The sequence below is a fragment of the Pseudoalteromonas sp. SG43-8 genome (assembly GCF_014164245.1).
Taxonomy (GTDB): Bacteria; Pseudomonadota; Gammaproteobacteria; order Enterobacterales; family Alteromonadaceae; genus Pseudoalteromonas; species Pseudoalteromonas distincta.
Genome location: NZ_JACJEX010000013.1, coordinates 1 through 25969, shown reverse-complemented (window position 1 = coordinate 25969; position 25969 = coordinate 1). Strand labels below are relative to the sequence as shown.

At 40.2% G+C, this 25969-nt stretch carries 33 protein-coding genes; 23 read left to right on the top strand and 10 right to left on the bottom strand.

Features of this window, described 5'->3' with window-relative positions; translation table 11 throughout:
- Positions 1–9 precede the first annotated feature (9 nt).
- Complete coding sequence (locus tag H5122_RS17135; RefSeq protein ID WP_024591370.1) at positions 10–354, bottom strand: rhodanese-like domain-containing protein; 345 nt, start codon at positions 352–354, stop codon at positions 10–12.
- Between the two features lie 287 nt (positions 355–641).
- Here H5122_RS17135 and H5122_RS17130 point away from each other — a divergent pair, with 287 nt between their 5' ends.
- On the top strand, positions 642–950 hold the full coding sequence (locus H5122_RS17130; RefSeq protein ID WP_024594836.1) for a helix-turn-helix transcriptional regulator: 309 nt from the start codon (positions 642–644) through the stop codon (positions 948–950).
- On the opposite strand, the gene H5122_RS17125 is transcribed toward H5122_RS17130, so the two are convergent.
- Positions 943–1620: a nitroreductase family protein gene (locus H5122_RS17125; RefSeq protein WP_024594835.1), complete on the bottom strand. Its 678-nt coding sequence runs from the start codon at positions 1618–1620 to the stop codon at positions 943–945. The genes H5122_RS17130 and H5122_RS17125 overlap by 8 nt on opposite strands.
- A 187-nt stretch (positions 1621–1807) precedes the next feature.
- Here H5122_RS17125 and H5122_RS17120 point away from each other — a divergent pair, with 187 nt between their 5' ends.
- The 4 genes from H5122_RS17120 to H5122_RS17105 all read left to right on the top strand — a co-directional run bounded on the left by H5122_RS17120 (position 1808) and on the right by H5122_RS17105 (position 7098).
- Positions 1808–2689 carry an ABC transporter ATP-binding protein gene (locus tag H5122_RS17120; RefSeq protein ID WP_002959519.1) on the top strand — a complete coding sequence of 294 codons (882 nt, stop codon included), beginning with the start codon at positions 1808–1810 and terminating at the stop codon, positions 2687–2689.
- A 9-nt stretch (positions 2690–2698) separates the two neighbouring features.
- Complete coding sequence (locus H5122_RS17115) at positions 2699–6277, top strand: M1 family aminopeptidase (protein ID WP_182682715.1); 3579 nt, start codon at positions 2699–2701, stop codon at positions 6275–6277.
- A 183-nt stretch (positions 6278–6460) separates the two neighbouring features.
- Positions 6461–6772: a Bor family protein gene (locus H5122_RS17110; RefSeq protein WP_002959514.1), complete on the top strand. Its 312-nt coding sequence runs from the start codon at positions 6461–6463 to the stop codon at positions 6770–6772.
- Positions 6769–7098 carry a Bor/Iss family lipoprotein gene (locus tag H5122_RS17105; RefSeq protein WP_182682714.1) on the top strand — a complete coding sequence of 110 codons (330 nt, stop codon included), beginning with the start codon at positions 6769–6771 and terminating at the stop codon, positions 7096–7098. Before H5122_RS17110 ends, H5122_RS17105 begins: the two co-directional genes overlap by 4 nt.
- Before the next feature lie 13 nt (positions 7099–7111).
- Here the strand turns inward: H5122_RS17105 and H5122_RS17100 are convergent, their stop codons facing one another.
- The 8 genes from H5122_RS17100 to H5122_RS17065 all read right to left on the bottom strand — a co-directional run bounded on the left by H5122_RS17100 (position 7112) and on the right by H5122_RS17065 (position 14100).
- Positions 7112–8350, bottom strand: a complete 1239-nt coding sequence (locus H5122_RS17100) for an ABC transporter permease (RefSeq protein WP_039490486.1) — start codon at positions 8348–8350, stop codon at positions 7112–7114.
- Entirely contained in the window at positions 8343–9050 is a 708-nt protein-coding gene (locus tag H5122_RS17095; RefSeq protein WP_024594267.1) for an ABC transporter ATP-binding protein, read from the bottom strand. Before H5122_RS17095 ends, H5122_RS17100 begins: the two co-directional genes overlap by 8 nt.
- Positions 9050–10216: an efflux RND transporter periplasmic adaptor subunit gene (locus H5122_RS17090; protein ID WP_024595210.1), complete on the bottom strand. Its 1167-nt coding sequence runs from the start codon at positions 10214–10216 to the stop codon at positions 9050–9052. The genes H5122_RS17095 and H5122_RS17090 overlap by 1 nt, the downstream gene beginning before the upstream one ends.
- A 55-nt stretch (positions 10217–10271) precedes the next feature.
- Positions 10272–10985: a YIP1 family protein gene (locus H5122_RS17085; protein ID WP_182675491.1), complete on the bottom strand. Its 714-nt coding sequence runs from the start codon at positions 10983–10985 to the stop codon at positions 10272–10274.
- Between the two features lie 192 nt (positions 10986–11177).
- Positions 11178–11864 (bottom strand): TorF family putative porin, encoded by a 687-nt coding sequence (locus tag H5122_RS17080; RefSeq protein WP_024591363.1) that lies wholly within the window; start codon positions 11862–11864, stop codon positions 11178–11180.
- A 276-nt stretch (positions 11865–12140) separates the two neighbouring features.
- Positions 12141–13304, bottom strand: a complete 1164-nt coding sequence (locus tag H5122_RS17075) for a hypothetical protein (RefSeq protein ID WP_024606326.1) — start codon at positions 13302–13304, stop codon at positions 12141–12143.
- A 155-nt stretch (positions 13305–13459) separates the two neighbouring features.
- A complete protein-coding gene (locus H5122_RS17070; protein WP_024595207.1) occupies positions 13460–13660 on the bottom strand; it encodes a helix-turn-helix transcriptional regulator in 201 nt (66 codons plus the stop codon).
- Positions 13661–13668: 8 nt separating this feature from the next.
- Positions 13669–14100: a hypothetical protein gene (locus H5122_RS17065; RefSeq protein WP_182682713.1), complete on the bottom strand. Its 432-nt coding sequence runs from the start codon at positions 14098–14100 to the stop codon at positions 13669–13671.
- Positions 14101–14333: 233 nt separating this feature from the next.
- Here H5122_RS17065 and H5122_RS17060 point away from each other — a divergent pair, with 233 nt between their 5' ends.
- The 18 genes from H5122_RS17060 (at position 14334) to rplQ (ending at position 25053) form a co-directional block, all read left to right on the top strand.
- Positions 14334–16304 carry an AsmA family protein gene (locus H5122_RS17060; protein ID WP_182682712.1) on the top strand — a complete coding sequence of 657 codons (1971 nt, stop codon included), beginning with the start codon at positions 14334–14336 and terminating at the stop codon, positions 16302–16304.
- A 272-nt stretch (positions 16305–16576) separates the two neighbouring features.
- Entirely contained in the window at positions 16577–16945 is a 369-nt protein-coding gene (gene rplN / locus H5122_RS17055) for a 50S ribosomal protein L14 (protein ID WP_002959498.1), read from the top strand.
- Between the two features lie 10 nt (positions 16946–16955).
- Positions 16956–17270 carry a 50S ribosomal protein L24 gene (rplX, locus tag H5122_RS17050; protein ID WP_002959496.1) on the top strand — a complete coding sequence of 105 codons (315 nt, stop codon included), beginning with the start codon at positions 16956–16958 and terminating at the stop codon, positions 17268–17270.
- Between the two features lie 16 nt (positions 17271–17286).
- A complete protein-coding gene (gene rplE / locus H5122_RS17045) occupies positions 17287–17826 on the top strand; it encodes a 50S ribosomal protein L5 (RefSeq protein WP_010554915.1) in 540 nt (179 codons plus the stop codon).
- 10 nt (positions 17827–17836) lie between these two features.
- The gene (gene rpsN, locus H5122_RS17040; RefSeq protein WP_006794245.1) at positions 17837–18142 is read left to right on the top strand and encodes a 30S ribosomal protein S14; all 306 of its coding nucleotides are present in this window, start codon (positions 17837–17839) and stop codon (positions 18140–18142) included.
- A gap of 21 nt (positions 18143–18163) precedes the next feature.
- Positions 18164–18556 carry a 30S ribosomal protein S8 gene (gene rpsH / locus H5122_RS17035; RefSeq protein ID WP_002959491.1) on the top strand — a complete coding sequence of 131 codons (393 nt, stop codon included), beginning with the start codon at positions 18164–18166 and terminating at the stop codon, positions 18554–18556.
- 13 nt (positions 18557–18569) lie between these two features.
- Positions 18570–19103, top strand: a complete 534-nt coding sequence (gene rplF, locus H5122_RS17030) for a 50S ribosomal protein L6 (RefSeq protein WP_002959488.1) — start codon at positions 18570–18572, stop codon at positions 19101–19103.
- A 9-nt stretch (positions 19104–19112) separates the two neighbouring features.
- Positions 19113–19463 carry a 50S ribosomal protein L18 gene (gene rplR, locus H5122_RS17025; protein ID WP_002959486.1) on the top strand — a complete coding sequence of 117 codons (351 nt, stop codon included), beginning with the start codon at positions 19113–19115 and terminating at the stop codon, positions 19461–19463.
- A 9-nt stretch (positions 19464–19472) separates the two neighbouring features.
- Positions 19473–19979: a 30S ribosomal protein S5 gene (gene rpsE / locus H5122_RS17020; RefSeq protein ID WP_002959485.1), complete on the top strand. Its 507-nt coding sequence runs from the start codon at positions 19473–19475 to the stop codon at positions 19977–19979.
- A gap of 2 nt (positions 19980–19981) precedes the next feature.
- On the top strand, positions 19982–20164 hold the full coding sequence (gene rpmD, locus H5122_RS17015; protein WP_002959482.1) for a 50S ribosomal protein L30: 183 nt from the start codon (positions 19982–19984) through the stop codon (positions 20162–20164).
- Between the two features lie 4 nt (positions 20165–20168).
- The gene (gene rplO, locus H5122_RS17010) at positions 20169–20603 is read left to right on the top strand and encodes a 50S ribosomal protein L15 (RefSeq protein ID WP_002959480.1); all 435 of its coding nucleotides are present in this window, start codon (positions 20169–20171) and stop codon (positions 20601–20603) included.
- Between the two features lie 10 nt (positions 20604–20613).
- A complete protein-coding gene (gene secY, locus H5122_RS17005) occupies positions 20614–21942 on the top strand; it encodes a preprotein translocase subunit SecY (RefSeq protein ID WP_002959478.1) in 1329 nt (442 codons plus the stop codon).
- 22 nt (positions 21943–21964) lie between these two features.
- The gene (gene rpmJ / locus H5122_RS17000) at positions 21965–22078 is read left to right on the top strand and encodes a 50S ribosomal protein L36 (RefSeq protein ID WP_002959476.1); all 114 of its coding nucleotides are present in this window, start codon (positions 21965–21967) and stop codon (positions 22076–22078) included.
- 125 nt (positions 22079–22203) lie between these two features.
- Positions 22204–22560, top strand: coding sequence for a 30S ribosomal protein S13 (gene rpsM / locus H5122_RS16995; RefSeq protein ID WP_002959473.1), 357 nt, complete (start codon positions 22204–22206; stop codon positions 22558–22560).
- 12 nt (positions 22561–22572) lie between these two features.
- Positions 22573–22959: a 30S ribosomal protein S11 gene (gene rpsK / locus H5122_RS16990; protein ID WP_002959471.1), complete on the top strand. Its 387-nt coding sequence runs from the start codon at positions 22573–22575 to the stop codon at positions 22957–22959.
- A gap of 21 nt (positions 22960–22980) precedes the next feature.
- The gene (gene rpsD / locus H5122_RS16985) at positions 22981–23601 is read left to right on the top strand and encodes a 30S ribosomal protein S4 (RefSeq protein WP_002959461.1); all 621 of its coding nucleotides are present in this window, start codon (positions 22981–22983) and stop codon (positions 23599–23601) included.
- Between the two features lie 24 nt (positions 23602–23625).
- Positions 23626–24612: a DNA-directed RNA polymerase subunit alpha gene (locus H5122_RS16980; protein ID WP_002959452.1), complete on the top strand. Its 987-nt coding sequence runs from the start codon at positions 23626–23628 to the stop codon at positions 24610–24612.
- Positions 24613–24651: 39 nt separating this feature from the next.
- Entirely contained in the window at positions 24652–25053 is a 402-nt protein-coding gene (gene rplQ / locus H5122_RS16975; RefSeq protein ID WP_002959450.1) for a 50S ribosomal protein L17, read from the top strand.
- Positions 25054–25969 lie beyond the last annotated feature (916 nt).

Below are 25969 nucleotides of genomic sequence, written 5' to 3'. Positions count from 1 at the left end.
AGTTGATGTTTAAAACACACTACATATTTGGTTTGCGTCACAGGTAATAACGGTTACGTTTTCATAACCCACACGCGTTAACGCTTCTGCTCCCAACGTTGCGCGCGCACCACTTGCGCAGTGCACGTAAATAGGGCGAGCTGCGTCTTTTTCTATTTCCATCAGTTTCATCTCGAGTAATCCACGCGGAATATTTATAGCGCCGGCAGCCGATTTTGTCGCGTGCTCTGCAGGTTCTCGCACATCAATAAGTAAACCTTTATTTTGTTCAAGCTCGAGTTTTGCTTGCGCTGCGTCAATACGGCGTTGGTTAGGTGTGATAATTTTTAGTAAGTCAGGGATTGATGTAAGCATTAGTTTGTAAATCCTCTTTTTCTTAAAAAAGACATTAATAGGTGCTACTTGGTATAAGTAGGTTGAATTGAGTTAATACTTATAAATAACGTTAAAAACTGAAAGTTACTTTATATAAAGTAACTTAATAGTGCGGATACTGCTACAGCACTTCCGCCGATTAATAAAATGGCATCGCTAGTTTCATGGTCATCTTAATATTAGTAAAACCTAATGTTAATTATATTAGAACTTACTAATGTAAAAGTCTATACTTAAAAAGGTATTAAAAAAGAGAAATAATAAAAATGAATATTGAACAACTAGCTGTCAACGCAGAGCAAGCCGAACAGTTTTTAAAATTAATGGCTAACAAAAATCGCTTAATGATTTTATGTAGTTTATTACAAGGTGAGCAAAGTGTAGGTGAGCTAAATAAAAATGTACCTTTAGCACAGTCAGCGTTATCTCAGCATTTAGCAAGTTTACGCAAGGCAGATATGGTTGCTACTCGCAGAGAAGGGCACACTATTTATTACTCGTTGACCGACCCAAAAGTTGAGTCGATCATTGCTTTGCTATATGAGTGGTTTTGCCGAGCAGAAAATACTAAATAAACGTAGCTATTTCATCGAGTGATTTTTTATCCAGTGCATGAGCAGGTATTGTTGCATCATCACTTGGGTAGCCTGTAATAAGTAGCATGTATGGGCGTTCGTTATCTTTATCGCGATTACATATGTCGGTCAAAAAACTCATTGGCTTTGGAGTATGAGTAAGGGTTGCCAAACCACTGCGGTGCAAAGCTTGAATTAAAAAGCCGGTAGCTAAGCCAACAGACTCATGCACATAATAATTCGTATTTTTATCATCGGTGCTTACGCCGCCCTTTTTTTGACTAAATACAGCTATAAGCCAAGGTGCATGCTCTAAATAAGGTTTATTGGCGTCGGTACCTAACGGTTTTAGCGCATCTAACCATTCTTCACCTGCTCTGCCTTCGTAAAAAGAACGCTCTAATTTTTCTGCGGCTTCTCTTATTTGTTTTTTTACATCGCTACTGTTTATAGCCACAAAATGCCAAGGCTGATGATTCGCTCCACTTGGTGCTGTGCCAGCTGCTTTTATACATGCTTCAATAATATTTTTTGGTACTGGGCGATCGCTAAAGCTGCGAATGCTATGGCGGCGTTGGCTGGTTTGTAAAAACTCGTTAGCACGATTTAGCATTTCTTCATGTGGATATTCTATAAAGTCATTTAACGGCTGGCTTTGGTGATCTTGCATGGCTTTTCGCTTCTTATAAAAAGTATATGTGGTTTTTATACCGAGTGAATACAGTACAGGCAAGTGTTATGAGTTTAAAATATGTTTATTTGTTGTTACAAATTTAACCAGCAAGTAACTTATGTTCCTATTTTCCTTGTGGTATAAAACATTATAAAAATAATTACTCATATTCAAGGAAGTAAAAATGCTATCAATAACAGGGTTATCTAAAACCTACGATAACGGCGTACATGCACTACAAGGTGTTGATTTATCTATCGGTAAAGGGATGTTTGGATTGCTTGGGCCAAATGGCGCAGGTAAATCATCGCTTATGCGTACCATTGCAACACTGCAGTCGGCTGATTCAGGTTCAATTACTTTTGATGGCATTGATGTATTTAAAGACCCACAGGCACTGCGCCAACGCTTAGGTTACTTACCACAAGATTTTGGTGTGTACCCGCGTGTTAGTGCTTACGACTTACTGGACCATATGGCTGTTTTAAAGGGTATTCATAATAAAGCAGAGCGTAAAGAGTCGGTTGAAGGATTACTTGCGCACACTAATTTATATCAACATCGCTCAAAAGCGGTCAGTGGCTTTTCGGGCGGTATGCGCCAGCGTTTTGGTATTGCACAGGCATTACTGGGTGACCCTGATTTACTAATAGTTGATGAGCCAACAGCGGGGCTAGACCCAGAGGAACGTAATCGTTTCCATAACTTATTAGTAAGCTTAGGCGAGCAAAAAGTAGTTATATTATCGACCCATATCGTTGAAGATGTTGCAGAGCTTTGCCCAAATATGGCGGTGTTGGCTGGCGGTAAGATTTTACTAGAAGGTAACCCAATAGCGCTTACCGATAAGCTCCAAGGCCAAATTTGGCGCAAAGCCATGAGCCAAGAAGAAGCGCTAGAGCTTGAACCGCAGCTGCCTGTTATTTCAAAACGCTTATTTGCTGGGCAAACCATATTACATGTATTAGCCAATGAAGCCCCTGAAGGTTTTGAGCTCAGCAGTGCAAACCTAGAAGATGTGTATTTTTCTACGTTGCTTAATCATCGTAACAGCCAAGTAGCATAAGGGGGCGCTATGTTTTTTAATATGCTCGCGTTTGAGCTGCGCTATTTTATGCGTCAGCCTTCGTTTTATGTGACCTCATTAATATTCTTTTTTATGGCGTTTTTTATAAGCTCCAGTAGTAAGTTTCCGTTAGGTGGGGCTAATGTTCATATGAACTCGCCTTATACCATTATGGTTTTAACGGTTACCTTTTGTACGCTTGCTATGTTTTTAGTGGTTAACTTTGTTGCAAGCTCAGCGATTCGCAACAGCGAGACCAAAATGGATGAGCTGGTGTTTAGTAAGCCCGTTAACCCGCTTGCTTATCAATCAGGGCGTTTTTTTGGTTCCTACTTAGTTGTACTTATTGTGTTTTTAAGCGTGCCACTAGGCGTATTTTTGGGATCTCACTTTGGCTTGTTGGTTGGCTGGCTCGATAGCGAGCTAGTAGGCCCCAATAAGTTTATATATTACGCAGCGCCTTTTTTATATTTAGCAGTGCCAAGCTTATTGGTCCTCAGTGCTATTTTTAATAGTGTGGCGGTCTATTTTAAAACCATGATGGCGGTATATGTAACGGCCGTGGTGGTTTATATAACCTACCAATTGGCGAGTATCTATTTTGATGATTTAGCGTTTAGAAATATTGTTGTTTACGCAGACCCATTTGGCACAGGGTCGTTAATTGACTTAACCCGTTACTGGACTGTAAGTGATAAAAATACTGAAGTGTTAACGCTTTCGGGCGATTTTTTAATTAACCGTATTTTATGGGTAGCAATAAGTTTAGCGATGTTTTTTGGCCTCGGAAAGTTAGGTAATCGCGTAGTCACTAAAAAACAGAAAAAGCAATTTGCTGTCTCTACGTTTGTAAAAAATAAACAAGCAGCACTTATTAGCAGCGCTAAAAATTACAAGTCAAAAGGGGTAAATACGAAATCGCAATTAGTAATGCGCAGCTTATTTGAACTTAAGCAAGTTATATTAAGTGCCCCTTTTATGATTTTAGCGGGTGTCAGTATTACTATGTTACTCGCACCACTTTTTGCACCTATTGGCGCATATGGCACAACGGATTGGCCGCTCACACAAAACATGGTGGGCATAATTCAAAACTCCTCCGCTTTGTTTATGTTTATCATTATTGCTTATTACAGCGCAGAGCTGGTTTGGCGAGAACGCCAAAGTGGTATGGGTGATATTGTTGACAGTTTCCCGGTGCATAACAGTGTGTTTTGGGTATCTAAAATTATTGCGTTAATCACTGCAGTTTGTGGCCTTTATTTAGTAGGCATGATGTTTACCATTGCAGTGCAACTGTTTAAGGGGCAATTTAACCTAGAGCTTGGTCAGTACTTATTTAGGTTGGGTTACCTTACATTACTGCCTTTAATTATGATGGCTATATTGGCGTTCTTTTTACAAATAATTAGCCCTAATAAATACATAGGTATGGGTTTGTTTATTCTGTATTACATTACTCAAATGGTAATGGGTGCTTACGGGTTTGAGCATCATATGTATCATTTTTCTCAAAGCAGTAGCGTACCGTATTCTGATATAAATGGTTATGGACATTTTTTACAAGGCGCGCATTGGTATACCCTATATTGGGGGGCATTGAGTGTGTTTTTAGCTATTGTAGGGTTTGCTTTATGGCATCGCGGCCCGTCGCAAACATTGCGTACTCGTTTATCTTTAGTACGTTACAACATGTCTTTAAAAGGCCAGATTGCAGCCGTTATAAGTTTATTGGTATTTGTGGGCGCGGGTTATAACATTTATTACAACACCCGTGTGAACAACGAGTTTGTAACAAGTGATGATAACGAAGCGCTACAAGTAAGGTATGAGCAAGAGTTCTCACAATACAAAGACTTGCCACTGCCTATAATAACTGATGTTGATTTAAACATTGATATTTATCCTAAAAAGCGTGCTTTAAATGCCGTGGCTAAAATTAAGTTTACCAATACCGCAAACGAGCCAATAACCCGTGTGTTAATCAACGAGCCTAGCCAATCTAAAAGCTGGGATGTAAAAATGGCGGGCGGAAAAATAGTAGAGCGTTTAACCGATTTTGGCATGGTATGGTTTGAGTTTGAACAACCGCTAATGCCCAATGAAGTGCGAGAAGGCGAGCTCTCAGTTTCTCGTGAACACGACGGTTTTGTTGATAGAAGATCTGATACTCAACTCGTGCACAACGGTACATTTGTAAATAATGGAGAATTATTACCAAATTTTGGTTATCAAAAGTATTTTCAAATTGCTGACAAGTATGAGCGCCGTAAGCACGAGTTACCTGAACTTGAGCGCGCACATAAACTAGAAGACAGCCGTTATTATACGCAAAATGAGTTTGGGCCTGCTAATGGCTTTATAAACTATAAGGCAACGGTAAGCACCGATGAGTCACAATTTGCGATTACTCCAGGTTACTTAAAAAGTGAGAGTGTAAAAGACGGGCGCCGTACTTTTGTTTATGAAATGGATGCTCCAATTATAAACTTTTACTCTGTGCTTTCGGCAGAGCTTGAAAGTAAAAAGGTTGAGCATAACGGTGTAAATATTGAGGTGTACTACCACAAAGATCATGCATGGAATGTTGACCGCATGATTGAGTCAGTTCAAGACTCAATAGATTACTACACACAAGCCTTTGGCCCGTATCAGCATAGACAGCTTCGTATTATTGAATTTCCTAAGTATCGCTCGTTTGCGCAAAGTTTTGCCAATACGGTACCTTACTCAGAAAGTATTGGTTTTATTACAGACCTAAGAGATGAGAGTAAAGTTGACCTACCTTACTATGTAACCGCACATGAAGTTGCGCACCAATGGTGGGGGCATCAAGTATCGGGGGCTAATGTAGAGGGCAGTGCTGTTATTTCTGAAACACTTTCCCAGTACAGTGCGCTTATGGTGCTAAAAAAACGCTTTGGCGCCGAGAAGCTCCGTAAATTCTTAAAGTACGAGTTAGATAAATACTTAATGGGCCGTACTGGCGAAGCCTTTGAAGAAATGCCACTATATAAAACGCAGGCTCAACAATACCTTCATTACAATAAAGGCTCAGTTGCGATGATGGCGATTTATGATCGTTTAGGTGAAGTACGCTTAAATGCAGCACTTAAAGCGTTTTTGAATGAGTTTAAATATCAATCAACGCCATATCCAACCACACTTGATTTACTTAGTTATTTAAAGCGAGATGCAACACAAGCTGAACAACGTTTTATTGATGATCAGTTTAAATATATAACGCTTTATGAGCTTGAAATGAAAGAAGTGTCGGTTACAGATGATGTTGATGGCGAAGGTTTTTATACAGTAACACTGAGCGTTGAAGCAACTAAGCAGCATGCCGATGGACAAGGTGAAGAAACTGAGCAGCCGCTCGATGAGCTAATTGATATTGCATTATTTAGCGACGACCCTGAAAACTTACTAGCAGAAGACTTTGTTATTTACTCGCAAAAGCATCAAATAGTATCTGGTAATAATACTATTGAGCTAAAAGTAAAAGAAAAACCATTATTTGCAGGGGTTGATCCTTACATTAAGCTGGTCGATAAAGACAGTAAAAACAACTTAGCTAAGTTTTAAAGTCTATTTATTTACTAAGCACTTAAACTGACTACTCTAAAGGCCGCATTTATGCGGCCTTTATGTGTAATAAACTGTATAAAACTTCATAGCGTTTCTACATATTCCCCACAGCTTTTTACGCTAATATTTTATGTTCTCTTATAAAGTTACCTTACTGATATTTAGTTTATAAGGAAGAGTATGAAGCCATTAATAATAGGGGCGATAGCATTAAGCCTCAGTGCTTGTTCTGCGGTAACCATTCAGCCACAGGCAACAGCAAAAATAACGAGCCAAGCTAATTACGAAGATAGCCGCCCATTTTATTTATGGGGATTAGTGGGTGAGCAGCGGGTAGACGTAAAACAAATATGTTCAAATACACCCGTTATTCAAATGCAGTCACAACAAACGTTTAGTGATGGAGCGCTTAGTTTAATTACGCTTGGAATATACTCGCCCCATACCATTAAAGTGTGGTGCCAAGAGCAAGTACTAGGGGAGACATTATGAGCATCAAGCTATTTGCAGCCGGTTGCACACTGATTATTTTAACGGGGTGTACAAATATTTACTTTGATAACGGTATGCAGAGCAAAGTAAGCAATAAAGCGCTAAAAAGCTCACAGTGGCATCATAATTTTGCACTTGCGTTGTACGAGGGATCAGAGCCGTTAGATTTAACAAAACATTGCCCACAAGGGGAGTGGCAAAGCGTTCATACGTATAAATCGTTTACTAATAGTTTAGCTGAGGTGGTTGTGAATCAAATTGGCCCAGCTTGGTACCCTAAAACAGTAGAAGTACAATGTAATAAGGTACCATTTAAAGCTAAATAATTATTTAAAATAGTTATTCGTAACGCAATGCATCTATAGGGTTTAGTCTTGCTGCTTTAATAGCAGGGGCTAAACCAAATATAATCCCAATCATTGATGTAAATCCGAACGATAGTATTACAGCCCATACTGGTATGTATGCATCAGGCATACTTGGGACTAAAAACGAAATAAGCCCTGCGGCGCCATATCCTATAATGAGTCCTATTAAACCACCAAAAAGTGAAAGCACAACGGCTTCAACTAAAAACTGCAGCATAATAAAACCAGGTGTTGCGCCTAGTGCTTTTAATGTACCAATAACGCGTGTGCGTTCAGTTACCGATACTAGCATTATGTTCATAACACCAATACCGCCAACAAGTAAGCTAATGCCAACAATACCAGCAGTAATAGCAGTAGCACTGCTGGTAAATTTATCTATTTGCGCACGAGATTTTTCAGCGGTTTCAAATTCAAAGTCGTTTTCATCTTTCTCTTTTAGTTTATGTAGTTGGCGCAATACACGAGTGATTTTTGCAAGCACTTGTTCTTCGTTAGTACCTTCATTTAACCTAAACATAATTTGCACATTAGTTTGTGTACTTCCGCCTTCTAAAGCACTCATGGTACTAATTGGAATATTAATGTAATCGTCTTGGTCAAAACCAAATAAGCTACCTTGTTTTTCAGCAACGCCAATAATTCTAAACCATTCACCACCTAGCTTTATATATTCACCTACTGGGTTTTCAGGAAGGTTTAGCTTTTCTATGATTGAAGGGCCGATAAATGCGACCCTTCTTCGCTTATCATCGTCCTCAGCACGAATAAAGCGACCAAGTTCAGGATAAGTACGATACGCTTTTTGATAGTCTTGCTCGGTACCGATAACACGCGATGAATGGCTTTTATTCCCATACTCAGCTCCCCCCGAAAAGCGCCAGGTAAACATTAGGGCAGTTAGCGTTTCAGCTTCTTTTATACGCGACTTTAGAGCTAAAAAATCGTCGTAGGTAAGCTTGGCATTTTTACCAACCATTTCGAGTTCAATACTAGTGTAAGGCTTTATTGTTGTTACATCTGGCGACATATCAGCAAGTTGATCGTTTATTTGCTTTGTAAAACCCTGCATTACTGCAACGACAGTAACTACGGCGGCAACACCAATAATAATGCCCAAACAGGTCAGTGCGCTGCGCATTGCATTAGCTTTAATAGCTGAAAAAGCGGCCTTAGTGCCTTCCATTATCGCAAGAGCTGATTTAAACATGCTGCTTGATTCCTTCATCTTTAGTTACATCACTTACCACTTTACCGTCCACTAAACGAATCACGCGTTGGCAATGATCGGCAATTTCTTGCTCATGTGTTACTAAAATAATAGTGTGACCTTCGTTATGCAGCTCATCAAACAAATCCATAATTTCGCGGGTCGTTTTACTATCAAGATTACCTGTGGGTTCATCTCCTAATAATATATGTGGTTTTGTGACTAAAGCGCGGGCAATCGCAACACGTTGACGTTGCCCGCCCGATAGCTGGCTAGATAAATGATTAACTTTATCACCGAGACCTACCCGCTTTAGTGCTTCTAGAGCTTGTTGCTTTCGTTGTTTACTAGGAATAAAGCGATATACTAAAGGCTGCATTACATTTTCTAGTGCGGTTGCACGTGGTATTAAGTTAAAGCTTTGAAATATAAACCCGACACTTTCATTACGCTGATGAGCAAGCTCTGTCTCGGTCATACTTTTTACTAGTTTATCTTTTAAGTAGTATTCGCCACTGCTGGGTGTATCTAAACAGCCTAATAAGTTCATTAAGGTCGACTTGCCTGAACCAGAAGGTCCTATAATCGCCACGTATTCGTTTTGCATTATATGTACGTTTACATCATCAAGTGCCTTAAATACCTCTGAGCCCATTTTGTATTGTTTATTAATATGCTCTAGCTTGATTACCGCAGACATTAGGCTTCTTCCTTGTCTGCATCTGATTTAAGTTTTACCACATCACCTTCAGTCAGAAGACTTACTGGGCGCGCAGGGCCAATAACTATTTTGTCGCCCTCATTTAAGCCGTCAGTAATTGCTTGTTCTATATCAGATGATATTCCAACAGTTACGGCAATTTTGCTAACGGTGTTATCACTATTTAGTCGCCATACAAATGTTTTATCGTCTTCTTTTTGGATTGCTTCTATTGGAAGTTTTAAACCGTTTTCGGCAATGCTTGTTGCGATCTCTGCTCTACAACTCATTCCTGCATATAGCTGGCGCTCAGTAGTATCGAGTAATACTTTTACTTTAAACGATAAACCTTGAGAGCCGGCTTGGTTTTTAGCTGAAGTACCAATATTGATTACTGTGCCGCTAAATGGTTTATTAGGGTATGCGGCCGCATAAATATTCGCTTTTTGGTTAAGCTTAATGCTCGCAATGTCGGTTTCATCCACACGTAGCTCGGCTAAGATAGCGCTAGGATCGGCTACTAGCATTAAATCAGAGCCAATAATATTAGTAGTACCGGCTATAACGGTTTCACCTTCTTTAATATTTACAGATGCAAGCAAGCCGCTCATTGGAGCTCTAAATACACTTTTACTTAAGCGATCTTGCGCAATTTGTAGTGACGCTTGTGCTTGGTTGTACGACTCTATTCGTGATTCAATATCGATTTTAGCTAGATCGCGTGCGCTTTCAATATTCTCGTAGCTCTCTTGATTACCTAAACCGACATCATATAAGTCTTTTTGTCTTTTAAGTTGGCGCTCTAGGTTAGCAAGGCGTGTTTTATTGTGTTTAATTTCAATTTCTGTGGCGCGAAGGATTGCTTTACTACGGGTAACTTCTGATTCAAAGGCAGTTGTATCAAGGCGCATTAACATATCGCCTTGTTTAACTCCTTGGCCTTCTTGAACAAATATTTTATCTACTCGGCCCGTCACTTCAGAGCGTAATTGCACTTGTGTATTAAAAACTAAATTACCTGAAGCCATTATTGAGTCAGCAATGTCGCCAAGCTCTACTTGAGCAATATTTACTTCGGCTTGTTTTTCATCGCCAGAAATTTGCTTTGACACAATTAGGGCTATAAATGCGCCTACAGCGAGTGTGATGATTATTGCTTTTTTCATTTTATCTATCCGTGAATTAAGTAATGTGGAGCTAGTATCTACCTCCACTTAAGAGTTAACTTGCTGCAATGATTGCCCAAATACCAAAAATAATAATTGAAGGAAGAGCAGAGAATAGGAGTGCTTTGTTAGTTGAAAAATTAGTCCAGCATTTTAAGCCGATCATTCCCAGCGAAATGCTCCAAAAGCTAAATAAGTTTATTGATTCTAATAAGCTATAAAAAGGATGGCCAATTTCAAGTCCTATTATTAATTGGTTAATAGATGCGTAGCTAAATACGGCTTGTTGAGATATTTGATCTGTACTTGCACTTAGTACAAGAGCAATTGTTCCTAGGCTTGAAATAACAACTGGCATCATTGTCCAGGTAGCGAATCCATACCAAGCTCCGTAGCTATGTTCTGATTCAGGATCTTGTTTAGCCACAAGCATATAATAAAGTGCCATTAATGCATTCATGATAGCCAGCGCAATTACGCCGCCAAACAAACCAAACCATATTTGGCCTTCTGCATTTTGCTCTATACTTTGGCGAATCATTTTTTGCTCGCCAATCGTCGCATCAATAGTTGATGCTGCTACTTGCTCATTAATCAAAAACTGCATATCAACAGTGGAATAAAAAATATAAATACTCGCCATTGAAACTAAAGACATGACTATAAAAGCAAGCCATGACCAACCTTTGGCGTGTTCAACACCATTGAAAGCTTTACTAGGACTTATATAAATATCGAGTAGGGCGCTAAACGCGTTAGGTGATTTCATTATTATTCCTTTATACCTATTTTATGGCTAGGCAGTTATAAATGCCCAGTGACTAGGTAATAGAATAAAGGAAAATGTATGTATTGTTTTCATTCAATTGTAACGGTTTGTTAACAGATGTGAGGGGTCTTGTGCAAAAACGAGAAAAGGGCCAAAAGGCCCTTCGTGTCGCAGCAAGTAACACATTCTTTCTTATAAATTAAAGTCTACAGAATAAGCAACGTAAGCTTTAATATCTGAATCATCCATATCTGTATCAGACAAACCAAAAGTAAAACCGTCTTTCGAGATTGATACACCGTAATCTAAGATATTATCATCGCCAATAAAGTCACCAGAGTAGTGGCCTAAGTGAAGTGCCATTTCAGTGCCGTTACTGCCAACAGCAAAACCGTAATCAGCTGTCAGGTAAAGTGAATCACCAAAGTCTGTACCATCACCACTTGCAGCTGATGTTGCAAGTACAGAAGCACCAAAGGTAAAGCCTTCAACACTGATGCTACCGTAAATTTCAGAGAAATCTGCGTCTGCTTCAGAAGCTGCGTCTGGGTAAGCGTAATAAATATAACCAACATCGTAGCTAACACTTTCGTTAATATCGCCACCAAAGCCTGCATATAAGTCAAGCTCATAGGTCATTTCATCGGCCCACGATGCGTTTGAAGCCCAAGTACCTGCATAAAAGCCCGATTCATTGGCGTAATCAATACCGCCTGAAATAGCTGCATCGCCCCCAGTTTGCTCTTGACCACGCCATAAGTAGTTTGATGTTGCCGCTGCATTAGCAGTTACTTCAGCATGTACGGCTGTTGACGTTAAAGATGTTGCGCCCATTAATGCTATAGCACTTATAGCGATGGTTTTTTTTAGTTTTAGCATGTCCATTTCCCGTTATATGATTTTTGCTCGCCAAGGTTTTTATTATGTATTCGGAACCTTTAGGCTGACGGCTTTTTATTGTTTAACTAACGGGATAATTGCACTGTATGTGCCAGCTTCATTATTTTTTATTATAAATTATTTTTATACATTAAAAACATGGGCTTGTGTTTTATAGATTGAGAAGAGAGATGGTATGTAGGAAGATGTTGCGCACACTGCTGGTGCATAAATTAACCTAGCCGCACCATAAAAGTACGGCTAAATTAGAAGTTTTTAGCCAAATATAGTGCGCATAAGGCTAATTGTTTCGTTTACACTACGACCTTTTTGAACTTCACTCACAATTGAATCGCGCTTACTGCGAATGTGCTCAGGAATATCGTCAGCAGCAAGTGCGCGGTCTACTAAAATTTCTGCAGACTCTTTACCTCTACGCTGAGTTTTACCTGTCGTAGTTGTAGTTCGTTTAGGCTTACTTAACAGTTTGATGTAGTTAGAGTTATCTGGTGTTTTTGCATCAGCATAGTGAAAGAAACATGGGATTAGTGCTTTAATAGCAACTAATTGTTCTTCTAACTCATTACTAGGTTTAGCCATTTTGTACCATGACATAGCTTGAATACCTTTTACAATATCTTGCCAGTAACGCTCAAAATCACTATTTTTTAGTTTAGAAACACCAAGGGCACCGCATAATGCATCTAATCGATTGTTTGTGATCGGAGTAAATATATCAGGGCGACGCATTGCAAGCAGTCGTGTTGCAGGCGCAAGTGTTGGTTTTTCATTATTGTCGGTGAATATTTTTGAATAAGCAGCAACAAATTGTTGATATTCGTATTGAGTAATGTCACCTTCAAGTGGAATATTTACTAGTGCATCGTCAAAGGCACCTGGTAAATCGCCAAGCATTTGATGAAAGCTCTTCGCACTTTTTGTTGATGCAAACCATTCAACGTCAAAGTTGTATGTGCTTGGATCAAGTGATGCCATGTGCTTACCGCTAAACGCAAGTAAATCTTCAGGAATCATATCTTTAAGAGATTGTTCACGAATGCTTTTAATGTAGTCTACTAATCGAAGCTGTTCATCAAGAGCAATAACGTCTTTGTGTTGTTCTACAAATACACTTACTACAGGCCACGGAGCAATACGTAAAGTTTTAACCTGTAAAAAGCTGATAGCTGAAATAAGCTGATCGTGTAGCTTCTTAAGTACTGGTAATTGCTGCGGCTCTAGTAAATCGTAGTTCATACGATCTCTGCTTGCACTTAGCAATTCGTAACACCAAGGTAAAAAATCATCAGGGTGGTTTTCTACTTTCACGGCCATAAGGTTAAGGCTTAATTCTGAAGATTGCTTCAGAATGTTCTGATAGATTTGATTTTCTTGTTCGCCTAGCGTCATTTTTGACGGTGAAATTAGCAGTTTTTTCATGCCTTGTAGAATCTCCGGTTTAGATATATATTTTTTTGCTGGTCTATTTTAGCGCAATTACGCTAATAACAACAGCGCTGTCCTCCATACGTTGTAATTGAAGTAGCTAAATCGGTATTTTTGCTAATAGAATGAGACTAACGCTTTAACATGTATCAATCATTTTTATCTAGTACAAAGAGACTTTCAACTGAGGTATTAAAATGCTTTGCTATTTTTAGAGCAATTATTACCGACGGCGTAAACCGGTTTGTTTCTACGGTACTTATTGTTTTGCGCGACACGTTAATAGCATCAGCAAGTTCTTGCTGTGAAAGCCCGGCCTCTTTTCGATACTTTGCTATGTTATTTTGCATATCCACTCCTAATCACGACTTTGCCAAAGCAATGAAGCGCCATATACCAAGAGCATGATACCTAGGTAGAATATTGCCATAGTTGCATGCGAAACATCGCTAGGTATTTCATCGCTTATATAAAAAACACCCAGAAGGCAAAACCCAAATGCAAAACTTGTATGTTTATATGCATTAGTGTCAATGGTGTTTAGAAACTCATCTTTATAAGCGTATTGAAAATACATTTTTAACGGAAAACCCCCTTTAATGAGATAAATTATCACTATAACTATATAAAAAAAAACGCCCATTCCAACAGCTAAAAGCCCTCCAATATGTTGATCTTGTTTTATTAGTGAGTAAACACAGAGAAGTAAACAAACTATCCCTGCGCTTAAACTAATCCATATGTTTTGACCCATAAATTGTTCTTCAGTTTTAATATCCTGTTGTTTCATAGTATTCATCCTGTAATAGTATTTTATTTTTTGTAACCTCTGGGTATCAATGTAACCTTGGGGTATCACCGGGTCAATATTTATTTGTAACCTAAAGGTATCAAAATGTTTCAGGAAAGATTCATATATAACAGGTAAAATGGTTTTAGTGGCTTTTTTACATCAACTACAATGATTTTAAGGCTAACACTCGCTATGATAAGAACATTATTTGCACGTTTGAAAGGACGATCATGAAAACCTTACTTAAAATTGTAGGTGTAATACTTTTACTATGTATAGCACTAATTGTTGCCGCACCGTTTTTAATCCCTACTGATACTATTTTTAACAAAGTGTCGCAGCAGGTAGAACAAACAACTGGGCGCACTCTTACCATTAAAGGTGATAAAACACTTAGCGTATTCCCTGCATTAAAGTTAGAACTTAACGACGTGCATTTTGCAAATATGGAATCAGGTTCGCGCGCCGATATGGCGAGTATGAAACAGCTTGCTGTACACATACCTTGGTTTTCATTATTTGGTGGTGAGTTTAAATTAGATAAGTTTGTTATAAACGAACCAAATATCCTATTAGAAACCGACAAAAATGGTAAAGCCAATTGGCAGTTGTTTGATGCAGTTGCAGAGCAACCAAAAGAGCAGAGCCAACCAGGTGAAGCGATAAAGCTTCCAGATAACTTTGATATTGAGTTAGGTGAGGTTGCTATTTATGGCGGCACATTCACTTATCTAGATGGTCAAACAGGTGCCAAACAACAAATTAGCGATTTAGAACTCGCTATTTTACTTCCTTCACTTCGTAAAACATTAGAAGTAAAAGGGGGTATTACTTATATGCAAGAGCGTTTTGATCTTGATATAAAATTAGATACTCCTGCTAAAGCAATTGAAGGTGCTACTTTTAATGTTAAACAAACCTTAGATTCTCGTTTAGTTGATTTAACGTTCGAAGGGAGCATAGCTAAGCAAGGTCAAGATATTAAAGGTCAGTTAGCACTAAGCGGTGAGTCTGTTAAAAGTATTGCGAAATGGCAAGGTGTAGAGCTAGACGCTAAAGACAATGCTTTTAACGGATTTAGTGTAAACGGTAAAATGCACCTACTAGGTGAGAAATTTAATTTAGAAGATTTAGTTGCGACGTTAGACGCATTAGAAATAAAAGGTAAGAGCGAGCTTAACCTAGGTAAGCGTTTAGCAGTAAATGCTGATATTGATTTAGGTATGCTTGACTTAAACCCATATCTACCTGAAGCAGTGGCAAAACAAGAAGAGCCAGAAGAGCAAGAAGATAAACCTGCAGAGCCAATAGTATGGGATGACACTAAAATTGATTTAAGTACATTAAATTCACTAGATGCAAATGTAGTGATTCGTTCAAGTGGATTAAAAGCAAATGATATTAAATTAGGCGCAAATCAATTTACTGTTGCTTTAAAAAATAGCGTTGCAAAACTAAGCCTAGATAGCTTTTCTGCTTATGAAGGGTCAGGTAAAGGCGTTATCAATGTAAACGCACAGCAAGTACCTTATAAAATATCAACTAACTTTGACTTAGCTGGAATAGATGCACAGCCTTTATTAACGGATGCGGCAGGTTTTGACAAGCTAATGGGTAAGGGGTCTTTAAATTGGAACCTAAACACAACTGGCCAAAGTCAAAAGTCGTTTATTGGTGCGCTTAATGGAAAGCTTGGATTTGAGTTTGCTGATGGAGCTGTAAAAGGTGCGAATATAGCTGAGATGGTTCGTAAAGGTAAGGAACTCATTTCAGGTAACTTTGGTGCTGCATCTGAAGGGCTTGATACCGGATTTGAAGAATCTGAGCAAACCGATTTTTCAGCATTAACTGGAAGTTTTAACTTTACTAATGGCGTTGGCAAAAATACCGACCTATCACTTATCAGCCCACTTATTAGAATATCAGGTGAAGGCGACGTTGATTTACCGCAAACAACGGTCAACTATCGTTTGGTTACAGGTATAGTTGGATCTATCGAAGGTCAGGGAACTACCGATGACAGCACTGGCTTTAAAATACCACTACGTATAAAAGGGCCTTTCCACGATGTAGGTATAAAGTTAGATGTTGGTGATGCGCTCAAAGATGAAGCTAAGCAGAAGGTCGATGAGGCAAAAGAAAAAGCCAAAGACAAAGCAAAAGATAAAATTAAAGATAAATTAAAAGGTTTATTTGGTTAATTTATTACACTTTAAACAAACAAGGCACATTACAGGTGCCTTGTTTGTTTTGTAACCACCTGTAAAATAGCTACATAGCCGTAATTACTCAGCTTTAATTTCCCAACACTCCAAATTAATTAAAAAATAACCTATCGCTACCCCCTCAATGCTGGTACAATTGCCCGCCCTTAAGAGACAACTCGTTTGTTTTTGAGTGGGATTTAATCGAAATGTCTTGATTTTAAACAAATTTAAGACACGTTGTAATTACTACACCGGAGGTCATTAACATGATCCAAATGCAAACTCAGCTGGAAGTTGCTGATAACAGCGGCGCTCGCAAAGTGCAGTGTATAAAAGTCCTTGGTGGTTCTCACCGTCGCTACGCAGCGATTGGCGACATCATTAAAGTTTCTGTAAAAGAAGCTATTCCTCGCGGTAAAGTGAAGAAAGGTGATGTTAAAAACGCGGTAGTTGTGCGTACCAGAAAAGGTGTTCGCCGTCCAGATGGTTCTCTGATCCGTTTTGACAGCAACGCTGCTGTTATCTTAAATGATAACTTACAGCCAATTGGTACACGTATTTTCGGCCCTGTGACTCGCGAACTTCGTAATGATAAGTTCATGAAAATCGTTTCACTAGCCCCAGAAGTACTGTAAGGAGCCAATCATGGCAGCAAAAATACGTCGTGATGACGAAGTAATCGTACTAGCAGGTAAAGACAAAGGTAAGCGCGGAAAAGTGCTTTCAGTTGTTACTGAATCTGGTCGAATCTTTGTCGAAGGCATAAACTTGATCAAGAAACACCAAAAGCCGGTTCCACAATTGAACCAAGCTGGCGGCATTGTTGAGAAAGAAGCATCTATGGATGCATCAAACGTTGCGATCTTCAACTCGGAAACGAGTAAAGCTGATCGTGTAGGTTTCAAGATTGAAGATGGTAAGAAATTACGTATCTTTAAATCTACTGGTAAAACTATCTAATAGTTGGAGTAGAATGATGGCGAAACTGCATGAAGTATATAAAGACAAAGTAGTTGCTGAACTTCAAGAGAAGTTTGGTTTCAGCTCTGTCATGCAAGTCCCTCAGATCGAAAAGATCACATTGAATATGGGCGTGGGCGAAGCCCTAGCTGACAAGAAGATTTTAGATAACGCAGTAGCGGATCTAGCAGCAATCTCTGGTCAGAAACCTTTAATCACTAAAGCACGCAAATCTGTTGCTGGCTTTAAAGTGCGTGAAGGCTACCCGATTGGTTGTAAAGTAACCCTACGCGGCGAGCGTATGTGGGACTTTTTTGAGCGTTTGGTATCAATCGCTATCCCACGTATTCGTGACTTCCGTGGCGTAAGTGCAAAGTCTTTTGATGGACGTGGCAACTACAGCATGGGCGTACGTGAACAAATCATCTTCCCAGAAATCGATTACGATAAAGTAGACCGTGTACGCGGTATGGATATTACTATCACTACTTCTGCGAAATCTGATGAGGAAGGCCGTGCGTTGTTAGAAGCGTTTAACTTCCCATTTAAGAAATAAGGGTAGGGTTATGGCAAAGAATTCTATGAAAGCGCGCGAAGCAAAGCGCACAAAACTAGTTGCTCAGTACGCTGAAAAGCGCGCTGCACTAAAAGCTATCATCAGTGATGTTAACACATCTGAAGATGATCGTTGGGACGCGGTACTTAAGCTACAAGCTTTACCACGTGATTCTAGCCCTGCACGTCAACGTAATCGTTGTAACATTACGGGCCGCCCACATGGTTTCCTTCGCAAATTCGGCATGAGCCGTATTAAAGTTCGCGAAGCAGCTATGCGCGGTGAAATTCCTGGCCTTAAAAAGGCTAGCTGGTAATAGAATCATGGGAGTAAGACTATGAGCTTGCAAGATCCTATCGCGGATTTGTTCACACGAATTCGTAACGGTCAATCAGCGAAGAAAGTATCTGTAACGATGCCAACTTCAAAGCTGAAAGTAGCATTAGCTAAAGTACTAAAAGACGAAGGTTATATCGTAGATTTCGCTGTTAACGGCGAAACTAAACCTGAGCTTTCTATCGAGTTGAAGTACTTCGAAGGCAAAGCTGTAATTGAAAATATCCAGCGTGTAAGTCGCCCTGGTTTACGTATCTATAAGAAACGTGACCAATTACCTAAGGTAATGGGTGGTCTTGGTATCGCTATCGTATCAACTTCTAAAGGCCTAATGACAGACCGCGCAGCACGTAGTGCTGGTGTTGGTGGTGAAATCATTGGTTTTGTAGCTTAATCGGAGGGGAACTATGTCTCGCATAGCAAAGGCACCAATTACTGTTCCTGCCGGTGTAGAAGTTACATTAAAAGGTCAGGAAATCACAGTTAAAGGCAAAAACGGTGAACTTACTCGTACAATCAACAACGCTGTTGAAGTACAAGTAAATGACAACGTTATTACTACTTTACCTCGTGATGGCGTAGCTAATGCATGGGCTCAAGCAGGTACTGCTCGCGCTCTAATCAACAACATGGTTGTTGGTACGCATGAAGGTTACGAGAAGAAACTTCAGTTAGTAGGCGTGGGTTACCGTGCTGCAGCGAAGGGTAAAACATTAGATTTAACTCTTGGCTTCTCACACCCAGTTAATTTCGCAGTTCCTGAAGGAATTACGATTGAAACTCCAAGCCAAACAGAAGTTCTAGTTAAGGGCGTAGACAAGCAGTTAGTTGGTCAAACAGCTGCTAACATTCGTGCATACCGTAAACCTGAGCCTTATAAAGGTAAGGGTGTTCGTTATTCAGATGAGAATGTACGCCGTAAAGAGGCTAAGAAGAAGTAAGGTAAGACGATGGATAAAAAAACAGCTCGTCTACGTCGTGCTAAACGCACTCGTAGAAATTATATTGAACAAGGCACAACGCGTCTTGTTATCCACCGCACGCCACGTCACATATACGCTCAAGTTGTAAATGCTGAGGGTAATGTACTGGCTGCTGCTTCTACTGTTGAAAAGGCTATTAGCGAAACAGTTAAAGGCACCGGTAACGTTGAAGCTGCGCAAGCAGTTGGCAAAGCGGTTGCTGAACGTGCGGCTGACAAAGGCATCGAAAAGATTGCTTTTGATCGCAGTGGCTTTAAATATCACGGCCGTGTGAAGGCGCTAGCTGATGCTGCGCGTGAAGCCGGTTTGCAATTCTAGGAGTAGACTATGGCTAACGTAGAAGCAAAGCAACAACAGCCTGATCTAGCTGAAAAGCTAATCGCGGTGAACCGTGTGTCTAAAGTAGTTAAAGGTGGTCGTATCTTTAGCTTTACTGCACTAACTGTAGTTGGTGACGGCGCAGGTAAAGTAGGTTTTGGTTATGGTAAAGCACGTGAAGTTCCAGCTGCTATTCAAAAAGCAATGGAAAAAGCACGTCGCAACATGATCAATGTAGACCTAAATGGCAATACATTACAGCATCCTGTTAAGGGACGTCATGCTGGCTCACTAGTGTTCATGAAACCAGCCTCTGAAGGTACTGGTATCATCGCAGGTGGTGCTATGCGTGCAGTGCTAGAAGTGACTGGTGTTCAGAACGTACTTTCTAAATGTTACGGTTCTACTAACCCAATCAACGTAGTACGTGCAACGATTTCGGCTCTTGAGAATATGAATTCTCCACAGTCAATCGCTGCAAAACGTGGCCTTCGCGTAGACGAAATACTGGGGTAACCATGGCAAATCAAACTGTAAAAGTAACACAAGTAAAAAGCTCTATCGGTCGTTTACCGAAACATAAAGCTACATTACGCGGTCTTGGTTTACGTCGTATCAACCACACTGTTGAGTTAGAAGACACAGCATGTGTACGTGGTATGATAAACAAGGTTTCTTACATGGTTAAGGTAGAGGGTTAATTCGATGCATTTGAATACACTTTCACCTGCTGCAGGTTCAAAAACTGCTCCAAAACGTGTTGGTCGTGGTATCGGTTCTGGTCTAGGTAAGACTGGTGGTCGTGGTCACAAAGGTCAAAAATCACGTTCTGGCGGCAAAGTACGCGTTGGTTTTGAAGGCGGTCAAATGCCTATGCAACGTCGTCTACCTAAATTTGGTTTTACTTCTCGCAAATCTTTAGTATCTGCAGAAATAAACCTTTTTGAAATCGCTAAAGTTGAAGGCGATGTGGTAGACCTAAGCGCGTTACAAGCAGCTGGTCTAGTTAAAAAGAACGTTCTTTTCGTTAAAGTTGTTAAATCTGGCGAAGTTTCACGCGCTGTTACCGTTAAAGGCCTTAAAGCCTCTAAAGGTGCTCGCGAAGCTATTGAAGCTGCCGGAGGCAAGGTAGAAGACTAAGGAAGTACTAATGGCTAAACCAGGTCAAGATACAAAAAGTGCACAAGGTGGACTTTCGGAATTGAAGCGCCGATTACTCTTCGTATTGGGTGCTATCATAATTTACCGTCTAGGTTCATTTGTGCCGATCCCTGGGATTGACGCCGCTGTACTTGCCGATTTCTTCGAGCAACAAAAGGGCACCATTGTTGAAATGTTCAACATGTTCAGTGGTGGTGCACTTGAGCGAGCTTCAGTGTTAGCACTGGGTATTATGCCGTATATCTCGGCTTCGATTATTACGCAACTATTAACGCATATGTATCCTCCGTTTATAGAGCTTAAGAAAGAAGGTGAGCAAGGGCGTAAAAAAATTAGCCAGTACACACGCTATGGCACGCTTGTGCTAGCTACTATTCAATCAATCGGTATTGCTACTAGCTTACCGGGCATGATGGAGGGGTTAGTTGTTAACCCTGGTATGGGTTTCTATTTCACCGCTGTGGTGAGTTTAGTTACTGGTACTATGTTCCTCATGTGGTTGGGTGAACAAATAACAGAGCGTGGTATCGGTAACGGTATCTCTGTTCTAATATTTGTTGGTATTGTAGCTAACTTGCCGTCTGCTATTGGTTCGACAGTCGAAATGGCGCGCCAAGGTGATTTGAATGTTTTTGTACTGTTGATGGTTGCGGTAATCGTATTCGCTGTTACTTATCTTGTAGTGTTTTTCGAACGTGGACAACGTCGTATTGTTGTTAACTACGCTAAACGCCAACAAGGTCGTCAAGTATTTGCTGCCCAAAGCACGCATTTACCACTAAAAGTAAATATGGCGGGTGTTATTCCACCAATCTTCGCTAGCAGTATAATTCTGTTCCCTGGTACAATTGCTAGCTGGTTCGGCCAAGGTGAAGGTCCAGTCGCTGATGTATTACAAGCTGTTGCTACTACGTTGACTCCAGGTCAACCGTTGTACTCGCTTGTTTTAGCTGCGGCTATTATCTTCTTCTGCTTTTTCTACACAGCGTTGGTTTTTAACCCACGTGAAACAGCAGATAACCTTAAGAAATCTGGCGCATTTATCCCAGGTATTCGTCCAGGTGAGCAGACATCTAAATACATTGATAAAGTGATGACACGCCTGACATTGGCAGGTGCTTTGTATATAACCTTTATCTGTCTGGTGCCTGAATTCATGACGATGGCGTGGCAAACGCCATTCTACTTCGGCGGTACATCAGTTTTGATTATCGTTGTAGTAATCATGGACTTTATGGCACAAGTACAGACTCACCTGATGTCTCATCAGTATGATTCTGTGCTGAAAAAAGCGAACCTTAAAGGCTACGGTCGATAAGGTCAGTTTACGGAGTTGAGCAATGAAAGTACGTGCTTCCGTTAAGAAAATATGCCGTAACTGTAAAGTTATTAAACGTGCTGGTGTAGTACGCGTAATTTGCAGTGAGCCTAAGCATAAGCAAAGGCAAGGCTAAGTAAACAGTCGTGCAGGCTGAGTTTTCTCGGCCTGTGTTTTTAGTAGTGATTTGGTCTTCGTTTGAGTATCCTTACGGGCTTTTCAAACTTTTGATTACCAAATTCGAATATAGGAGATGTGTTAGTGGCCCGTATTGCTGGCATTAACGTCCCTGATCATAAACATGCAGTTATTGGTTTAACAGCTATTTATGGCATAGGTAAGACTCGCTCTAAGGCTATCTTAGAAGCGACTGGTATCGCCGAAACCACAAAAATCGGTGAACTTTCAGACGAAATTCTTGACGTACTGCGTGATGCAGTTGGCAAGTACACTGTTGAAGGTGATCTTCGTCGTGAAGTTACTTTAAATATCAAGCGCCTAATGGACCTTGGTTGTTATCGTGGCCTACGTCACCGTCGCTCTTTACCACTACGTGGTCAAAGAACTAAGACTAACGCGCGCACCCGTAAGGGTCCTCGTAAGCCTATTAAGCGATAAGGGGATAGTATTATGGCTAAGACACCAATTCGTCGTAAAAAGGTTAAAAAACAAGTTGCTGATGGTATGGCTCATGTTCATGCGTCTTTCAACAACACTATTGTAACGATTACCGACCGTCAAGGTAATGCACTATCATGGGCTACTGCCGGTGGTTCAGGTTTCCGTGGTTCACGTAAATCTACACCATTTGCTGCTCAGGTTGCTGCAGAGCGTGCAGGTACTGCTGCTCAAGAATACGGTTTAAAAAATCTAGAAGTTTTCATTAAAGGTCCAGGTCCAGGTCGTGAATCTGCTGTACGTGCTTTGAATGCTGCTGGTTACCGTATTACCAACATTACTGACGTGACGCCAATACCACATAATGGTTGTCGTCCACCGAAGAAACGTCGCGTTTAACAATAGGTTAGGAGAAATAACATGGCAAGATATTTGGGCCCTAAGCTCAAGCTGAGTCGTCGTGAAGGTACTGACCTGTTCCTTAAGAGCGGCGTAAGAGCTATCGACTCTAAGTGTAAACTTGAGACTGCACCTGGTCAGCACGGCGCTCGTAAAGGTCGCTTATCTGATTACGGTTTACAATTACGTGAAAAGCAAAAAGTACGTCGTATCTACGGTGTATTAGAAAAGCAATTCCGTAACTACTACAAAGAAGCTGCTCGCCTTAAAGGCAACACAGGTGAAAACTTGTTACAGCTTTTAGAGCAACGTTTAGACAATGTTGTATATCGCATGGGTTTTGCTAGCACACGTGCAGAAGCACGTCAGTTAGTAAGCCATAAAGCGATTTTAGTTAATGGTCGTGTTGTGAACATTCCTTCATACGTAATTACTCCAGAAGATACTGTTGTAATCCGTGAGAAGTCTAAGACGCAAGCACGTATCATCGCTGCTCTAGAGTTGGCTGAGCAACGTGAAAAGCCGACTTGGGTTGAAGTTGACGGTAAGAAATTGGAAGGCAGCTTTAAGCGTCTACCTGAGCGTTCAGACCTGTCTGCGGACATTAATGAACAACTAATCGTCGAACTTTACTCTAAGTAAAGTTAAGAGTTAAGAGAGGATAAAATGCAGGGTTCTGTTACAGAATTTCTAAAACCAAGGTTAGTCGACATCGACGCTATCAACCCAACGCGTTCTAAAATAGTTTTAGAACCATTAGAGCGTGGCTTTGGCCATACTCTGGGTAATGCTTTACGCCGTATATTACTTTCATCTATGCCTGGATGTGCAGTAACTGAAGTTGAAATCGACGGTGTATTACATGAGTACAGCGCGAAAGAAGGCGTTCAAGAAGACATCATTGAAATACTATTAAACCTTAAAGGTTTAGCAGTAACGTTAGAAGGCAAAGATGAAGTTTTTCTGACCCTGACTAAATCTGGTGTAGGCCCTGTTACTGCGGCTGATATTCAGCACGATGGCGATGTAACAATTGCTAATCCAGATCACGTTATTTGTAATTTAACTACAAATAACAGCGAGATCAGCATGCGTATTCGTGTTGAACGTGGTCGTGGTTATGTGCCGGCATCTAGTCGTTTATCCTCTGATGACGATGAGCGTCCAATTGGTAGATTGTTGCTTGATGCATCATTTAGCCCAGTTGAACGTATTGCGTACTCGGTTGAATCAGCTCGAGTTGAGCAACGTACAGATTTAGACAAGTTAATCATTGATATGGAAACAAACGGCACTTTAGATCCAGAAGAAGCGATCCGCCGTGCGTCTACTATCTTAGCTGAGCAATTAGATGCATTCGTAGATTTACGTGATGTAACTGAGCCAGAAGAGAAAGAAGAGAAGCCAGAATTCGATCCTATTCTACTTCGTCCAGTTGATGATCTTGAATTAACAGTACGCTCAGCAAATTGTTTGAAAGCCGAGCAAATTCAATATATCGGTGATTTAGTTCAGCGCACTGAAGTTGAGCTTCTTAAAACGCCTAATTTAGGTAAGAAGTCTCTAACTGAAATTAAAGACGTGCTAGCTTCACGTGGACTTTCTCTAGGCATGCGCCTAGAAAATTGGCCACCTGCAAGCTTAGCTGAATAATCTAAATCACTATATTAGTTTAGTTAGAAGGATAGGGTCATGCGCCATCGTAAGAGTGGTCGTCAATTAAACCGTAACAGTAGCCATCGTAAAGCGATGTTTAGCAATATGGCAGGTTCTTTGGTGAAACATGAAATCATCAAAACTACTTTGCCAAAAGCGAAAGAGTTACGTCGTGTAATTGAACCTTTAATCACACTGGCTAAGACTGACAGTGTAGCAAATCGCCGTTTAGCGTTTGCTCGCACGCGTGATAATGAAGTTGTTGGTAAATTATTCAGTGAAATCGGTCCACGTAACGCGGATCGTCCAGGTGGTTACACTCGTATTCTTAAGTGTGGCTTCCGTACTGGTGATAATGCACCAATGGCTTATATTGAACTAGTTGGTCGCCCAGCGACTAGCGAAGCAGTTCAAGAAGACGCACAGTCTGCAGAGTAAGTCTTAAAGAAACCTAAAAGCCGAGCTTATGCTCGGCTTTTTCTTGCCTAAAATTTGTCAAACTATATGAACCTGTAATTATCTTCTATTATGTGCATCGACTCATAGATTCTGAATCGATAGGTTGTTTTTACAGTTATTTTAATAGCTCTGCCTAGTTACCCTTTACTTACCATCGATCCAAAATAGCCTATCCGGTTTTAGTTAAAGAGCATTTTTACTTTATATAGTGATTTACAGTTATTAATAATAGCACTTCGAATTTAACTGCCATTAAGCAATCCCTAACGAAGTTTTTATTGATTAGAGCTGATCAGAAGATATAAGGGTCGCTCTCTTATCTATATACCGGTACTAAGAACCTCATAGTAAAGCTAACCATTGGGGCCTTAGTAAGCTCACTTCTCAAATAAAAATATAGCCCAATGAATTTAAATCTCAGCTTTTGACTATTTCAAATGATTTTAGTAACACGACTCTTAACTTATTGGTTGGCTTTTTCAGCATTGATGATCCAAATATGTCCCTACTGATCACTAGTTACCATAACTTTGACTTTAAATAGCTCTATAAACCTCTCAATACAGGTGGTTTAGTTGTGTTTTTGAGCGTTTAGCTCAAATACTCAGCGAACAGCACATTATTTCAAGTTTTCTTCAAAAAAGGGTTGATCTGTTTTCGGATCTCCCTATAATGCGACCCCACTGAGACGGGAAACGCCAACGCATAGCGAGGCATGAACAACTCAGGGTGTTAAGTAAAACTTAGATTGAATCTTTTTAGAAAGTTTGAATTTAAGTGTTGACAAAAAAATAGGAAAGCGTAATATGCGCAGCCCTAGCGAGATAAAGTTCAACTTTATAATCGCAACGTTCTTTAACAATATAAAGCAATCATCTGTGTGGGCACTCGTACA

Coding starts and splice junctions, on each gene's coding strand:
- rpsN (WP_006794245.1), top strand. CDS start 17,837: ATGGCAAAGAATTCTATGAAAGCGCGCGAAGCAAAGCGCACAAAACTA.
- H5122_RS17095 (WP_024594267.1), bottom strand. CDS start 9,050: ATGTCTGCGGTAATCAAGCTAGAGCATATTAATAAACAATACAAAATG.
- rplR (WP_002959486.1), top strand. CDS start 19,113: ATGGATAAAAAAACAGCTCGTCTACGTCGTGCTAAACGCACTCGTAGA.
- H5122_RS17085 (WP_182675491.1), bottom strand. CDS start 10,985: ATGAAATCACCTAACGCGTTTAGCGCCCTACTCGATATTTATATAAGT.
- H5122_RS17130 (WP_024594836.1), top strand. CDS start 642: ATGAATATTGAACAACTAGCTGTCAACGCAGAGCAAGCCGAACAGTTT.
- rpmD (WP_002959482.1), top strand. CDS start 19,982: ATGGCAAATCAAACTGTAAAAGTAACACAAGTAAAAAGCTCTATCGGT.
- rplE (WP_010554915.1), top strand. CDS start 17,287: ATGGCGAAACTGCATGAAGTATATAAAGACAAAGTAGTTGCTGAACTT.
- rplN (WP_002959498.1), top strand. CDS start 16,577: ATGATCCAAATGCAAACTCAGCTGGAAGTTGCTGATAACAGCGGCGCT.
- H5122_RS17075 (WP_024606326.1), bottom strand. CDS start 13,304: ATGAAAAAACTGCTAATTTCACCGTCAAAAATGACGCTAGGCGAACAA.
- rpsK (WP_002959471.1), top strand. CDS start 22,573: ATGGCTAAGACACCAATTCGTCGTAAAAAGGTTAAAAAACAAGTTGCT.
- H5122_RS17120 (WP_002959519.1), top strand. CDS start 1,808: ATGCTATCAATAACAGGGTTATCTAAAACCTACGATAACGGCGTACAT.
- H5122_RS17125 (WP_024594835.1), bottom strand. CDS start 1,620: ATGCAAGATCACCAAAGCCAGCCGTTAAATGACTTTATAGAATATCCA.
- H5122_RS17070 (WP_024595207.1), bottom strand. CDS start 13,660: ATGCAAAATAACATAGCAAAGTATCGAAAAGAGGCCGGGCTTTCACAG.
- H5122_RS17110 (WP_002959514.1), top strand. CDS start 6,461: ATGAAGCCATTAATAATAGGGGCGATAGCATTAAGCCTCAGTGCTTGT.
- rplF (WP_002959488.1), top strand. CDS start 18,570: ATGTCTCGCATAGCAAAGGCACCAATTACTGTTCCTGCCGGTGTAGAA.
- H5122_RS17090 (WP_024595210.1), bottom strand. CDS start 10,216: ATGAAAAAAGCAATAATCATCACACTCGCTGTAGGCGCATTTATAGCC.
- H5122_RS16980 (WP_002959452.1), top strand. CDS start 23,626: ATGCAGGGTTCTGTTACAGAATTTCTAAAACCAAGGTTAGTCGACATC.
- H5122_RS17065 (WP_182682713.1), bottom strand. CDS start 14,100: ATGAAACAACAGGATATTAAAACTGAAGAACAATTTATGGGTCAAAAC.
- H5122_RS17135 (WP_024591370.1), bottom strand. CDS start 354: ATGCTTACATCAATCCCTGACTTACTAAAAATTATCACACCTAACCAA.
- rpsH (WP_002959491.1), top strand. CDS start 18,164: ATGAGCTTGCAAGATCCTATCGCGGATTTGTTCACACGAATTCGTAAC.
- H5122_RS17060 (WP_182682712.1), top strand. CDS start 14,334: ATGAAAACCTTACTTAAAATTGTAGGTGTAATACTTTTACTATGTATA.
- secY (WP_002959478.1), top strand. CDS start 20,614: ATGGCTAAACCAGGTCAAGATACAAAAAGTGCACAAGGTGGACTTTCG.
- rpsE (WP_002959485.1), top strand. CDS start 19,473: ATGGCTAACGTAGAAGCAAAGCAACAACAGCCTGATCTAGCTGAAAAG.
- rplX (WP_002959496.1), top strand. CDS start 16,956: ATGGCAGCAAAAATACGTCGTGATGACGAAGTAATCGTACTAGCAGGT.
- rpsD (WP_002959461.1), top strand. CDS start 22,981: ATGGCAAGATATTTGGGCCCTAAGCTCAAGCTGAGTCGTCGTGAAGGT.
- H5122_RS17115 (WP_182682715.1), top strand. CDS start 2,699: ATGTTTTTTAATATGCTCGCGTTTGAGCTGCGCTATTTTATGCGTCAG.
- rplQ (WP_002959450.1), top strand. CDS start 24,652: ATGCGCCATCGTAAGAGTGGTCGTCAATTAAACCGTAACAGTAGCCAT.
- H5122_RS17080 (WP_024591363.1), bottom strand. CDS start 11,864: ATGCTAAAACTAAAAAAAACCATCGCTATAAGTGCTATAGCATTAATG.
- H5122_RS17105 (WP_182682714.1), top strand. CDS start 6,769: ATGAGCATCAAGCTATTTGCAGCCGGTTGCACACTGATTATTTTAACG.
- H5122_RS17100 (WP_039490486.1), bottom strand. CDS start 8,350: ATGTTTAAATCAGCTCTTGCGATAATGGAAGGCACTAAGGCCGCTTTT.
- rpmJ (WP_002959476.1), top strand. CDS start 21,965: ATGAAAGTACGTGCTTCCGTTAAGAAAATATGCCGTAACTGTAAAGTT.
- rplO (WP_002959480.1), top strand. CDS start 20,169: ATGCATTTGAATACACTTTCACCTGCTGCAGGTTCAAAAACTGCTCCA.